The 13,246-nt window shown below is 59.4% G+C and carries 11 protein-coding genes and 3 pseudogenes; 3 read left to right on the plus strand and 11 right to left on the minus strand.

Translation table 11 applies throughout. The features are described from left to right. Positions 1–56: 56 nt before the first annotated feature. The 6 genes and pseudogenes from AC0L7L_RS06020 to AC0L7L_RS06045 all read right to left on the minus strand — a co-directional run bounded on the left by AC0L7L_RS06020 (position 57) and on the right by AC0L7L_RS06045 (position 4,038). Positions 57–980, minus strand: a complete 924-nt coding sequence (locus AC0L7L_RS06020) for a mechanosensitive ion channel family protein (RefSeq protein WP_272210844.1) — start codon at positions 978–980, stop codon at positions 57–59. A 107-nt stretch (positions 981–1,087) separates the two neighbouring features. Beyond that, positions 1,088–1,624 carry a tyrosine phosphatase family protein gene (locus AC0L7L_RS06025; RefSeq protein ID WP_272210845.1) on the minus strand — a complete coding sequence of 179 codons (537 nt, stop codon included), beginning with the start codon at positions 1,622–1,624 and terminating at the stop codon, positions 1,088–1,090. Then, a pseudogene (locus tag AC0L7L_RS06030) lies at positions 1,621–2,251 on the minus strand (HD family hydrolase). The gene AC0L7L_RS06025 and the pseudogene AC0L7L_RS06030 overlap by 4 nt, the downstream one beginning before the upstream one ends. 2 nt (positions 2,252–2,253) lie before the next feature. Beyond that, positions 2,254–3,093: a CAF17-like 4Fe-4S cluster assembly/insertion protein YgfZ gene (ygfZ, locus tag AC0L7L_RS06035; RefSeq protein WP_473512722.1), complete on the minus strand. Its 840-nt coding sequence runs from the start codon at positions 3,091–3,093 to the stop codon at positions 2,254–2,256. Positions 3,094–3,205: 112 nt separating this feature from the next. Next, the gene (locus tag AC0L7L_RS06040; RefSeq protein WP_272210849.1) at positions 3,206–3,463 is read right to left on the minus strand and encodes a hypothetical protein; all 258 of its coding nucleotides are present in this window, start codon (positions 3,461–3,463) and stop codon (positions 3,206–3,208) included. A 167-nt stretch (positions 3,464–3,630) separates the two neighbouring features. Continuing rightward, positions 3,631–4,038 (minus strand): NUDIX hydrolase, encoded by a 408-nt coding sequence (locus AC0L7L_RS06045; RefSeq protein WP_473512727.1) that lies wholly within the window; start codon positions 4,036–4,038, stop codon positions 3,631–3,633. 83 nt (positions 4,039–4,121) lie between these two features. Here AC0L7L_RS06045 and AC0L7L_RS06050 point away from each other — a divergent pair, with 83 nt between their 5' ends. Continuing rightward, positions 4,122–4,868, plus strand: a complete 747-nt coding sequence (locus tag AC0L7L_RS06050) for an SOS response-associated peptidase (RefSeq protein ID WP_473512729.1) — start codon at positions 4,122–4,124, stop codon at positions 4,866–4,868. Positions 4,869–4,881: 13 nt separating this feature from the next. Here the strand turns inward: AC0L7L_RS06050 and pssA are convergent. The 4 genes and pseudogenes from pssA to AC0L7L_RS06070 all read right to left on the minus strand — a co-directional run bounded on the left by pssA (position 4,882) and on the right by AC0L7L_RS06070 (position 10,039). Continuing rightward, a pseudogene (gene pssA / locus AC0L7L_RS06055) lies at positions 4,882–5,767 on the minus strand (CDP-diacylglycerol--serine O-phosphatidyltransferase). Then, on the minus strand, positions 5,767–6,465 hold the full coding sequence (locus AC0L7L_RS06060; RefSeq protein ID WP_473512731.1) for a phosphatidylserine decarboxylase: 699 nt from the start codon (positions 6,463–6,465) through the stop codon (positions 5,767–5,769). The pseudogene pssA and the gene AC0L7L_RS06060 overlap by 1 nt, the downstream one beginning before the upstream one ends. 112 nt (positions 6,466–6,577) lie before the next feature. Next, positions 6,578–8,465, minus strand: a pseudogene (locus AC0L7L_RS06065) (ABCB family ABC transporter ATP-binding protein/permease). A gap of 152 nt (positions 8,466–8,617) precedes the next feature. Beyond that, complete coding sequence (locus AC0L7L_RS06070; RefSeq protein ID WP_473512735.1) at positions 8,618–10,039, minus strand: LysM peptidoglycan-binding domain-containing protein; 1,422 nt, start codon at positions 10,037–10,039, stop codon at positions 8,618–8,620. Between the two features lie 182 nt (positions 10,040–10,221). Between AC0L7L_RS06070 and AC0L7L_RS06075 the strand changes: the two genes are divergently transcribed. Continuing rightward, positions 10,222–10,845: an LOG family protein gene (locus AC0L7L_RS06075; RefSeq protein WP_473513795.1), complete on the plus strand. Its 624-nt coding sequence runs from the start codon at positions 10,222–10,224 to the stop codon at positions 10,843–10,845. Positions 10,846–10,898: 53 nt separating this feature from the next. Here the strand turns inward: AC0L7L_RS06075 and AC0L7L_RS06080 are convergent, their stop codons facing one another. Beyond that, on the minus strand, positions 10,899–11,627 hold the full coding sequence (locus tag AC0L7L_RS06080) for a Crp/Fnr family transcriptional regulator (protein WP_473512739.1): 729 nt from the start codon (positions 11,625–11,627) through the stop codon (positions 10,899–10,901). 196 nt (positions 11,628–11,823) lie between these two features. Here AC0L7L_RS06080 and hemN point away from each other — a divergent pair, with 196 nt between their 5' ends. Next, a complete protein-coding gene (hemN, locus tag AC0L7L_RS06085; RefSeq protein ID WP_272210862.1) occupies positions 11,824–13,176 on the plus strand; it encodes an oxygen-independent coproporphyrinogen III oxidase in 1,353 nt (450 codons plus the stop codon). Positions 13,177–13,246 lie beyond the last annotated feature (70 nt).

Genomic DNA, 13,246 nt, shown 5'->3' on the forward strand with positions numbered 1-13,246 from the left:
CCGAAAGGCGCGATGAAAAAAGATGCCGGCGCGAGGCCGGCATCTTGCGTGTTGTTTTAGCTTTTCTTCGCTGGCTTTTGTTGGGCAGGCTTGTCCGCATTGTCCTCGATCTCTTCGGTGGACTTGCCATCCTCGTCCAGGGACGACAGCGTAACCTGCGGGAACGGGATGGAGATGCCTGCTTCATCGAAGGCGAGTTTCGCGTCGCGGGTCATGATGTGTGTGGTCTTCCACCAGACAGAACCCGGCGCCCAGTAGCGCATGGCGATCACAACCGCGCTGTCACCAAGCTCCTTGACGAAGGCGTAAGGCTCCGGATCGGCCAGAACATTCTCATTATTCTTGGCAAGGTCGAGCATGATCTCGATTGCCTGCTTGAGATCGTCATCATAGCCGATACCGATGGCAAGTTCGTGCATGCGCTGGGTCACGCGCGAGTAGTTGGTGATCGAGACGTTCCAGAGTGTGGAGTTCGGTGCGAGGCGGAAAAGACCGTCGAAGGTCTTCAGCTCGGTTGCAAACAGGCCAACCTCCTGAACTGTACCGTCGATCGAACCGGTGCTGATATACTCACCGACGCGGAAGGGGCGCAGCACCAGCAGCATGATACCGGCGGCTATGTTCTGCAGCGTGCCCTGCAAAGCCAGACCGATAGCCAGGCCGGCAGCGCCGAGAGCTGCAAGGATCGAAGCCGTCTGCACGCCGAACTGGCCAAGCACCATGATGATGACGATGGTCAGAATGCCATAGCGCGCGATATTGCCGAAGAAGCCGGCGAGCGTGCGGTCGACATTCTCGAATTTGAGGAAGGCGGTTTTGACAGACCGCTGCGCGAGCGCGGCCACGATCCAGCCGACGATCAGCAGGATGATCGCGCCGAGAACCGAAAATGTGTAGGTGATGACCAGTGCCCACATCGCGTCTGCGAAGTCGTTCGAGGCTTTGAAAAGGCCGCTGACCTGCTGCTCTACTTTATCCATTAAAAATGCCTTGTGGTCAGAAGTTGGAGTTTTGCCTGTCTTGGCTTCTTAAGCGTAGTTCAATGTTACGAAAACTTCATGACTGGTGCAACGGCGCGCCTCGTCTTTCAACAGCCCTGGCTCCAGAACGCTGGCTCCAGAACGAAGGGAATGTTGAGCTGGCAGTCGCGCCCGCGGCCGATCGCCTTTACGGCTTCGATCAGCCGCCCCTGCCGACCCAGGGCCTCATCGCCGAGAGCGACGAGCCGGGCATTCGGCGTGGCAAAAGGCGAGGCCGCCCTGAGCGCTTCCGTCAGCGCGAAATCGTCGGTCGTTGGATCAAGCGCCAGAGCAACGATCAGTGCGGCTGCGGGCGAACGCGAAACGCCGAGCCAGCAATGGATCAGCAAGGGGCCGTCAAAGGCCGGTTCTCGTGCAAATGTGATGATCTGCTCAACATGGGAAGATTGCGGAGCAACCAGCTTGTCTGTTCCGGCAAAGGCAATATCGTTCATGCGCAATGTCAGATGACGGGTCGGGTCAATCATGCCGGGGCGGGAGAAATCATGCCCGTTCGCCATCAGTGACAGCATCTGCCGGCAACCGTGCCGGGCGGCCATCTCGCCGACGCGCGACAGCGGGCTGACAACGATCCGGGCGGTCATCCGCCGTTCCGTTTCGCCGTCGCCGGGGTGCTCGCACGTTCGGCCTCGATCTCTGAAAAGCGTGAGAGAAACCGTGCTTGGGCGTCCGTGGTGGCCATCGGCTCGACCGTCAGCATGTCGATTGAAACACCGTTCGGTTCGCCGAAGAAGCGTTTTGCTTCGGTTCTTGAAAACCCGGCGAGTGTGACCGCCTCAAAATAGGCTGCGATGCGATCGGCGGCCTTGATCTCGCGTTTTCAGCGTACGGGAAGGGTGGGCAGGCAGGCCGAAACGCAGGTGAACCGCGGCCTCAAGCCGTTTCTCCACGCTCTTGTATCCGCCGCCGACAACCGCCTTGAAGGGCGAGATCATGTCGCCGATCACATATTCGGGCGCATCGTGCAGAAGCGCCATCTGGCAGTCTTCAGGGCTTGCCTTATAGCAATGCACGAAGATGGTCTCGACCACCAGGCTGTGCTGCGCCACGGAATAGGCGTAGGTGCCGACTGTCTGACCGTTCCAGCGGGCGACGCGGGCAAGGCCGTGGGCAATATCGGAGATTTCGACATCGAGCGGCGAGGGATCGAGCAGGTCGAGGCGGCGGCCGGAAAGCATGCGCTGCCAGGCACGGGCGTCGGTCTTGGGCATTGTCACTCGGGCTCCGCGCCTGCGGCTTCGAGCGAAACACCGCTCCAGGCATATGGCGTAACACTCACGGGCATGCCGCCGACACTGACGTCGCCGGCAGCGGATGCAATCCGGTCCGTGCGCACGATCGCCATCGCTGTGTTGCCGCTGACCGAGCCGAGATTGCCAGCGGTCTTTCCGCCGGCTTCAACCACGCCTTCGTCCGTGTTGAACGGCTCTGACGCTTCCAGATGCACCAGCCTGCGCCGGGCCGTGCCGCGGTGCTGCATGCGGGAGACGACCTCCTGGCCGACATAGCAGCCCTTGCGGAAGTTCAGACCGCCGTTTTTATCAAACAGCACATCATGCGGGAACGCATCCTGCGCAGCGAAGTCCATATGCATTTCGGCAGCGCCGGCCTCAATCCTGAGCGCGGTATAGGTCTCCGGATCGTCCTGCGCCTCGGCAGAGCGTCCGGGCAGGCGAAAAAGCGGAAGCTCGGGCTGCGAAAAGCGACGGTCCGAAACTGCGTCTTCAGGAATATCGTCCTCTCCGTAGATCACGGTGATACCGTCATGTTCCGGTGTTGCGATGCTGACCTTTGCGCGCAGCTTGTAAAGCGTCAGCCGCTGGGTGAGGGAAGCCGTGTCGTCGGCATGAACCTCAATCCGGAAACCCTCTGGTGTCCGGGAAATCAGGAAGTCGAACATGATCTTGCCCTGCGGTGTTAAAAGCGCGCCGGGCCAGGCCTCACCGGGGGCGATGCCCTCGATATTGGTGGTGATCAGGTTCTGCAGAAAAGCCTCTGTGTCCTCGCCGTCAAGCGTGATGAGGGCTCTGTCCGGAAGGTGGATCGATGCCATTTTCGTCCCTTTCATGCGCTGAAGTCGCTGATCGAATCGCGAACTGCTTTGTCACGCGGGCGGCGGCATTCGTCAATACGGGAGGGTGGCCGGTCTGGGCGGAAAGCGGCGATTACTGCAGGATGCGTTCGGGTGAAAACTCGCCGGCCAGCATACGTTCGCGCAGCGATTCCAGCATGGCTTCCGCGCCTTCCTCGCCAATCATTCGCACGGTCTCGCGCATGGCCAGCGCCAGTGCTGCGTCGGCAATGATCTCGGGTTCAATGCCGTCAGCGACGCCGTCGGCCCATGCCTCGTTCTGGTATTCGAGAGCCGCCTGCATCTTTTCCTGCACGATTATGTCGTCGATTTCATTGGCATTCGGCTTCATTACAATTCCTTGCTGGCATCTCATCCTTGATGGTCGGCTATCATCGTATCAAGTTTTGCCCCTGTCTGTCAGCGTTGCTGACATAAAAAGTCAACAGCCGGTTAACGGACGGGGCAAGTTGCTTCTGTTGCGGCGCGCATGTGTCGTAGCCGCCACAGTTTTGGCGGTTAACCGAGCTTTTCGGCACATTCGAGCACGCTTGTGGGCACATTCATGGTGCGAATGTCCTCAAGGGCGTACCAGCCAAGGTCATCGGCATCGTCTGCGGCAGCGGCCACCGCTGAACCGTCCACATCGGCTAGAAACACGCTCAGCCGATAGAAACTCGTGACTGTACCGGCATCATCACGGTCTATGAGGTCATATACGGCAAAAAGGTCTGCCTGGTTTGCAACAAGGCCCGTTTCCTCGGCCAGTTCGCGGAACGCGGCCTGTTCTGCAGTTTCTCCTGCCTCAGCCTTGCCGCCGGGAAAGGCATACATCGCCTGCGCCGGCGGATTGGCGCGGCGCACCAGAAGGAATTTCCCGCCGCGACGCACGATCACGGACGAGGCGGGTTTGGGTGAAACGGGCATGGGCTTCCTTCCGGCATTGCGATGGCTTCACGGTCAGTTCAGTAGCCCTTGTCATTCATCGCGCAAGATGAAATCAATGGCCAATGTGTGGACGTTTCGGCCTTATATCAGCCCCGGACGCGGTTGCGGAAGCCTTCGACCTGACAGGGGTCGATCCGTTTCCGCCGCGTTACAATATTGCGCCCTCGCAGCCGGTCCTGATGGTGGTCAACGCCTCGGAGCTGACTGGTGGCGGGCAAGGGCGCACGGCTGTTCTGGTGCGCTGGGGCCTGATTCCCGCCTGGGTCAAGGATGGCCGTGATTTTCCGCTGCTTTTCAACGCGCGCTCGGAGAGCGCTGCGGAAAAGCCGGCTTTTCGCGGTGCCATGCGCCACTTCCGCACGCTGGTACCGGCAAGCGGCTTCTTCGAATGGCGCAAATCCGGCGGCAAGGGTACGGCCCAGCCTTACTGGATCCGTCCGCGCAGTGGAGGGCTGATTGCCATGGCCGGGTTGATGTCGCCCTGGCAGGGGGCTGATGGCACAGAACTTGATACCTGTGCGATCCTGACCACTGCGGCCAGCGGTGTGGTGGCAAAGCTCCACGACCGTTCACCGGTGATTGTCATGCCGGAGGATTTCGAGCGCTGGCTCGATTGCCGCACGCTGGAGCCACGGCATGTGGCCGATCTGCTGAGTCCGCCGCCGGATGATTTTTTCGAGGCCTTTCCGGTTTCAAAGGCCGTCAGCAATGCACGCAATCTCGGCGCAGATCTGATCGAGCCCATCGGTCCGCCACTTGAACCCGATCAGCCGGATGCCGGTTCCGGCGCACAGATGGATCTGTTCTGAAGGGCGGCGGAACCTAGATATCGAGATCGAGCCGGTTCTTGCGCGGGTGATCCGGGTCGTCGTCCTCATCGTCATCCTCTTCCATCACCAGCGTGCCGTATTTTGAGTGCCAGGCACGGGCGCCGAGGGGAAGGGCGGCAAGATAAAGCGCCGAACCTGCAATCATCACATGCCAGGTATAGGCGACCAGCAGCGCGACGGAGAGGACAGCAAGCAGCATCAGTGGCAGCGCGAATTCGCGGCGCACATTGAGGCCGAGGCTCTTGCCCGACCAGACCGGCAAACGGCTGATCAGCAGGAAGCCGATAAGCACGGTGTAGACCGAGCAGGCCAGCGCGATGCCGCGGCTCGACTGCATGCCCAGAAAGCCGAGATAGACAGGCAACAGCACGATAATCGCACCGGCAGGCGCGGGAACACCGACGAAATATTCCCCCTGCCAGCTGGCCTTGCGCTTGCGCTCGGCCATGACATTGAAGCGCGCCAGTCTGAGGGCTGCGGCTATGGCGTAGAGCAGAGCAGCAATCCAGCCGGGCGTGCCGGCATCGTCCAGCAGATAGATATAGGAGACGAGCGCAGGTGCGATCCCGAAATTGACGATATCGGCCAGCGAGATCCATCTGTTCGCCGAATTTCGATGACGCCTTCAAAAGGCGCGCCAGCCTGCCGTCAACGCCGTCCAGAAATGCGGCGATCAACAGCATCATGACGGCTTCGGGAAATTTTCCCTCGATTGCCTGCCGGATGCCCGATAGCCCGGCACAAATGGCCAGTACGGTGACGAGATTGGGGACGATCAGACGAAACGGGATTTCGCGCAGGCGCGGCCCGCGTCCCGAACGGTCCGACCCGGCTGTTACCCGCGTTGAAAGCGGGTTTTCGTTGTCGCTGCCTTGCATCAGATCCGCCGTCCGACAACAGGCAGATCAAAGTCACCAAATGCCGCAAGAACGGTCTCACCGGCCGTTGCCATCTGGCCGACGGCAACGCGCGGTGTGGTGCCGGCGGGCAGGTAGACGTCCAGTCTGGAACCGAATCGGATCAGACCGAAGCGCTCGCCGGCGTCGACGGCATCATCGTTTTCGACAAAGCAAACGATCCGACGCGCCACCAGACCGGCGATCTGGACCACGCCGATGGCGCCATGGCTGGTGTCTATCACCACGCCGTTGCGTTCATTGTCTTCGCTCGCCTTGTCGAGTTCCGCGTTCAGAAACTTGCCGGGGCGATAATGGATGCCGCGGATCGTACCGGCCATCGGCGCACGGTTCACATGGCAGTTGAACACGTTCATGAACACGCAGATCCGGAGCATGGGCTGATCTCCGAGCCCCATTTCCTGCGGCGGTATTTCCTCGCTGATGGAAGACACGCGGCCATCCGCCGGGCTGATGACGATGTCATCGTCCTGGGGCACGACCCGTTCGGGATCGCGGAAGAAATAGGCACACCAGAGCGTGGCGAAGAGGCCGATCCAGAATAGCGGATCGGCGATCCAGCCGAGAATGAGCGTCGCGACAAGGAAGATCGCAATGAAGGGATAGCCCTCCTTGTGGATGGGCACGATGGCCTTCCTGATCGAATCGAAAACGGTCATGTGTTTATCTGGCTCCCGGGCTATATCGGCGGCTTATATCTTTGACGCATGGAAACCTTACAGGTTCCACAAAGACTTGAAAATGGCTGTCCTGACGAGGGGAGGTGCGGGCTCAATCTGCCGGATCGAGCCGCATGATGATCCCCATGTCGTCGCTTTCGCGCACCTCGCGCAAGTGTTCCTCGGCGAGTGTCGCTTCGCGCTGGCGTTCCCACATCCGTGCATAAAGCCCGTTCTGGGCAATCAGGCCGTCATGGGTGCCCCGTTCGGCGATTTCACCGCGTTTGAGGACGATGATCTCGTCGGCGCCGATAACGGTGGAAAGTCGGTGGGCGATCACCAGCGTGGTCCGGTTTTTCGAAACCACATCGAGGGCGGCCTGGATTTCGCGTTCGGTGTGCGTGTCGAGTGCGGAGGTGGCCTCGTCGAGAACCAGGATTGGCGGCGCTTTCAGGATGGTGCGGGCGATCGCCACGCGCTGCTTCTCGCCGCCGGAGAGTTTCAGTCCACGCTCGCCGACCTGGGTTTCGAAACCCTCCGGAAGCTGTCGGATGAAATCACCGACCTGTGCGAGTTCCGCTGCCGCATTGACTTCCTCGTCAGTCGCCGAGGTTCGGCCATAACGGATGTTGTAGCCGATTGTATCGTTAAACAGCACAGTATCCTGCGGAACCATGCCGATCGCCTCTCTGAGGCTGTGTTGGCGCACAGCGCGCAGATCCTGACCGTCAATGGTGATCGCGCCGTCGTTGACGTCATAGAACCGGAACAAAAGCCTTGAAATTGTCGATTTACCGGCACCTGTCGGTCCCACGATAGCAACCGTCTTGCCGGCCGGCACCTCGAAGGAGACGCCCTTCAGAATCGGGCGTGAGGGATCATAGGAAAAGTGCACATCCTTGAAGGCGATCCCGCCCTGACGGATCTGCAGTTCCTCGGCGTCGGGCTTGTCGACGACTTCCGGATCGACTTCGAGGATATCGAACATCTGCTCGATATCAGTCAGGCCCTGCCGGATTTCACGATAGACCGAACCGATAAAGTTGAGCGGTATCGCCAGTTGGATCAGCATGGCGTTGACGAAAACGAAGTCACCGATCGTCTGTGTGCCGTTCTTGACCGCAATTGCGGAGAGCACCATCATCACGGTCATACCGGCGCCGAAGATCAGGCCCTGACCGAAGTTCAGCCAGCCAAGCGAGGTCCAGATGCGCGTTGCCGCCGCCTCGTACTTGGCCATGGAGCCATCAAACCGGCTGGCTTCCATATCCTCATTGCCGAAATATTTAACGGTTTCGTAGTTGAGCAGCGAGATCGATTGCCTTGGTATTGGCATCGGTATCGCTGTCGTTCATCTCGCGCCGAATGGCGATGCGCCAGTCGCTCGCCTTGATCGTGAACCAGACATAGAGCACGACGGTGACGGCAGTGACGGCCAGATAGTCGAAGCCGTAACCCCACCAGAAGATGATCGCGACAAGCAGGAATTCCAGTACGGTCGGCATGGTGGCGAGGATCGTGAACCTGACAATGGTCTCGATGCCCTTGGTGCCGCGCTCGATGATGCGCGAGAGGCCGCCGGTCTTGCGCGAAAGGTGGAAACGCAGCGCCAGCCGATGCATGTGAACAAACACACGATGGGCAAGCTGGCGCACGGCATATTGGCCGACGCTTGCAAATAGCGCGTCGCGGAGCTGGTTGAAGCCGAGCTGGCCGATGCGCGCCAGATTATAAAACAGAACCAGCGTGACCGCGCCAAACAGGAAGGCCGGCAGGATGGTGTTGATCTCAAGCTCGCCTGTTAGCGCATTTGTGGCCCATTTGAAGGAATAGGGCACGAGCAGGAGCACCAGCTTGGCGATAACAAGGGCGATCGTGGCGAGGACAACACGACGCTTCAGGTCCGGGCGCGCCGAAGGCCAGATATAGGGCCATAGATTGATGATGGTTTGAAACGGACTGGCGGAGTCCGCGGAAACGGTTTTCTGGCGATCTGCCATGATAATCCCCCGGCTCAAGGCGGTGCGGCCGAGCCATGATAAGTATATTCAAAGACGAGAAAACCACGCACAAGGCGTAGTTTTGCCATGCGAGATAAGGTTGATTGCGGTCGATTGCAATGGCGAGAGGGGAACGCTTCTCCCCTCGATGATTATTGGTCGCCCTGCGGTAACTTGTATTCCGGCCCCACCGGCATGCCATCCAGCAGGCGGCGGTGAATGATTTCGGCTTCGCTGTCGGACAGCGGCTGACCGGGCAACGAGAACACCTGCCCGGGAAGAATGAGATTGGGGTCGATGATCTGGGTCTCGTTGGCAAGATAGATTGTGGTGTAGCGCACCCCGCGGCCATAGACCCGGCGCGAAATGCGCCAGAGATTGTCACCGCGCCGGATGATGACGGCCTCGTCGCTGCCCTGAAGCTGAGGCTGCACGAAGGTCTGCGTTCCATCGGTCTGTCGCTGTCTGATGCCGGCTGTATCAGTCGAAATTGCGGCAATCTGGTTGCCCGGCGGCCGATCGAACGGCACAACGGCGCGGGCGACGACCTGATTGTCTTCGTTCAGCATGTCGACCCGGATGGTGTGAAGTCCGACCGAAACCTCGGACTTGGCTTCGAGCACGTAATTGCCTTCGATATTCACAGAACTTTCCGCCAACAAAGCATCATCGATGTAGCCACGGATTGTCGCTCCGTTCATGCCTTCGCCGGCGATGAACACTATGTCGTCTTCGATTTCCACGGCCTTGATGCTGACAGTGGCAACGACGATTTGGCGCTCGGCTGCGGGCTGTTGTTCTGCCGCAGCTTCCCGGGCCTGCGCGTCGTCGTCTTGGCCGGTTGTTTCGACGTTGACGGCTGCTAGATCGGTTTCCCCTCCGCTTTCACCGCCAGCTTCGTCGGAAACGCGGGTCCTGTTTTCAAGAGATTCACTCTGGCTGTCGTCTTCGTCCGTCTCGGTCAAGGCAACAATGGTGTTGTCGGGGAGGCTGGCTCGCAGTTCCGGGGCGGAGATGATTTCCGATGCCTTGCCGGGTTCGGTGATGAGCGCGAGAAGCTCGCCGCTGTCGCCGTCCGGTATCGAGACCGTCGCCGTTTGCTGTGACCGTGCGGTGCGCCCATCCGGCATTGTGACGCTGAGGTAGATAAGGTGATCACCTGGTGCCAGCGGTGTTTCGACGATGGCGACGAAATCGCCGGATCCGGTCACCTCGGAAGAGGCGAGGATGCTTTCGTCCTCCTTGACGTCGAGAACCCCGAGCGGTTCTGCACCGCCGGCAATCACCGCCGTGCCATCAGGTTCAACGCGCAGAACATCGAATGTGGGAATGCGAAGGACGGCTTGCTGATGGTCGCCGGTATTCTGGTCATCTGCCGCGGTCTGTGTATCGTCTGTGGCTTCGGTTGAAGGCTCGGTCTGCGGAGCTGCGATGTCAGCGTTTTGCGTAGCCGGAGCTGTTGCCTGCCGATCGGCCATATCGGCGCCCTTGTCGCGCAACGCAAAATAGGCGCCGGCTGCAATGAGCAGGAGGATGATCACCGCAATGATGACACGTGTATTCTTCTTGTTCATTCGTCACTCCAGACTCGGCGCTATGCGGAAGACGCCAATTCCCTGAAAACGCTAGCCACAGTGTGGTTTATACACAAGTCTTCATTCGCGCTTGCGAGAAAGCGTGAACAAGGTAAATGCCTGATTGTGGTCGTTTTGCAATGAACTTGACCCGGAACGGCCAAATGAGGTTCATTAAAGCCATGAATAACGAACAAGATACGATTCGATCCATTTGTGTCTATTGCGGCTCACGACCGGGCGGAGCCCCTGCCTATATGGCTGCCGGTAAGGCGCTGGGGACGGCAATCGCCAACGCCGGTTGCCGCCTCGTCTATGGCGGCGGCACCAAGGGCATTATGGGGGCTGTTGCCGAAGGCATGCTTGAAAATGGCGGTCATGTGACTGGCATTATTCCCGAATTCCTCGTCGACATGGAGGCCACCCGCCACCAGCTTGAAGCACTCGACGAACTGCTGATTACACCGGACATGCACGTGCGCAAGCACACCATGTTCGAGCGTGCCGATGCCTTCGTGGCGCTTCCCGGCGGGATCGGGACGCTTGAGGAAATCGTCGAAATCATGACCTGGGCTCAGCTCGGCCGGCATTCAAAGCCGATGATCTTCGGCAATGTCGACGGGTTCTGGAACCCGATGATGCAACTGCTCGAACATATGAGTGGAGAGGGCTTTCTGCACACCAGCCACCAGGTTCGTCCGCGCCTCATTGACGACGTCAACGACATCGTACCGACCATCGAGGCCCTGTGGGCCGAGCGGGATGGCGATGAAGAGGGCGAAAAACACATCATCAGCCGGCTCTAGAGCCTAGACCCGGCTGATGGGTGCTTCCGTCAATATGCTTGGCGAGCGGGCTGTCAATCGTTGCCGGCGGCTTCGTTAAGACGTTCGATGTCAGGCACCGTGACGTGGCGGTTGTTTTCCACCAATATCACCCTGTCCTTGCGAAGCTTCGTCATCTGGCGGCTGACCGTTTCGATGGTCAGGCCGAGGAAATCTGCGATATCGGCACGCGATAGCGGCAGATCGAAGGTGCAGCCGTCATCAGCTTCCGGATCGATATGGGTGGCGATCAGATGCAGGAATGATGCGACCTTCTCGCGCGCCGTTTTGCGTCCAAGCGTCAGCATCCAGTCGCGGGCCTCGTCGAGTTCTTTCAGCGACTGGCCGTAGAGCTTGTGTTCGAGGCCGGGCGTATCGGCAATCATCCGTTCAATCGCCGCACGGGGAAAGGCGCAGATCTCCGTGGTGGTCGCGGCTTCCGCCGTCAGCGAGCTTTCGCGTGAGAACGGGCGGCCGAGGAAATCGGGCGCGAACTGCAGGCCGACAATCTGCTGGCGGCCATCCGCCATCATCTTCGAGAGCTTCACAACACCGCGCAGGATGTTGGAATAGCTGTTGACGTTTTCGCCCTGGCCAACAACTTCCGTACCCGGGTCGATTGTTCGTTTTGAGGAATGCTTGTTCAGCGTTGCGAGCTGAGAACCGTTCAGAACCGAGCAGATCCCCCCGTGGCGGGCCTCACAGGCGCGGCACACATGCGGTATGGCGTCGTCGTCAATTGCGAGATGGGGCTTGTCATCCATGGTTTCACCAAACTGCGGCCATTTGACATGGCTGTCTTCATTTCCCGGACCCGCTCTAGCCGCCCTTTGGGCGGTGCGCAACCATTTAGCAGTTTACGCAAGCGGGCGGCGTCTTCATTCCTTGATTAAAGTCAAAGCCGGGGCAAGCGCAAGGCGTTAACGAAAACTCATCCCGAATGAAGGAGGGTTTTTCGTCATGATCTCGGACAGGCAGTTGCTGGCGACGTTTGCGCGACCCGTGCCCCGCTATACGAGTTATCCGACCGCACCGCATTTTCACGGTGGCATTTCCGCCGGCGATGTTTCCGGCTGGATCAAGGGGCTCGCTGCAGGCCAGAGCCTGTCGCTTTATGTTCACATCCCCTATTGCGACCGGCTGTGCTGGTTTTGCGCCTGTCACACAAAACATACGCTACGCTATGACCCGATCACCACCTATCTGGAAAGTCTGAGGCAGGAAATCAAGAGCGTTGGCGCGCTGGTATCGCCCGACGTCCAGGTGAAAGCGCTGCACTGGGGTGGTGGGTCTCCCACCATGCTGAAGCCCGAGGACATGCGCAGGCTGATGGGCTGGCTGCGCGCGGCATTCAGTTTCGCCGAGGATGCCGAGATCAGTGTCGAGATGGACCCGAACGACCTCGATGAAGCGCGCTATGATGCGCTGTCCGATATCGGCGTGACCCGCGCCAGCCTCGGGGTGCAGGATTTCGATGACAAGGTCCAGAAAACCATCAATCGTCTGCAGAGCTTCGAGCAGACGGCATCGGTGATTTCGGCAATGCGGGAACGCGGCGTGGGGTCCGTCAATTGCGATCTGCTCTACGGCCTGCCTTACCAGAGCCTCGACACCCTTTCACGGACTGTTGAACAGATCATATCACTCCGCCCGGACAGGATTGCCCTGTTCGGCTATGCCCATGTGCCATGGATGAAAAAGCATCAGACGCTGATTCCCGAACAGGCGCTGCCGGATTCCGAAGCTCGTTTCGAGCAGATGACGCTTGCCGGCGGGAAACTCGTGGATGCCGGCTATACGCAGATTGGCATCGACCATTTTGCATTGCCGGAAGACAGCCTGGCGAAAGCCGCGAAATCCGGGCGTCTGAGGCGTAATTTCCAGGGTTATACCGATGAGAGCGCCGATGCTCTGATCGGGCTTGGTGCTTCCTCGATCAGCGAGGTTCCGCAAGGATACTGGCAGAATATCCCCGCGATCGGCGAATACGGGCGGCTGGCGGAAGCCGGCGAATTGCCGGTTGTGCGCGGTATAGCCCTTGATGACGAGGACCGGTTGCGCGGCTTTGTGATCGAGAAAGTGATGTGCGCCTATGGCTTTTCCAGCTGCGAATTGCGGGCGCGTTTCGGCGCTTCTGCCGAGCCGGTTATTGCGGAGGCGAAGGCCTATGCGCGGCTCAATCCCGACATTTGTCGCTTCGATGCGTTCGGTTTTCGCCTGCAGAAAGTTGCTTTTCCGTTTGCCCGCTCTGTTGCGGCGACATTTGATACCTATCTTGGGGGTGGTCGCGGCCGGCACTCATCGGCAGTCTGATCAAATGTCGAAAAAACGTCATCAGGCACCTAGCGGCCATTGGCTTTTCGGCAATCTTTGCCTATGAGAA

This window comes from Martelella sp. K41-7 (genome assembly GCF_055808365.1).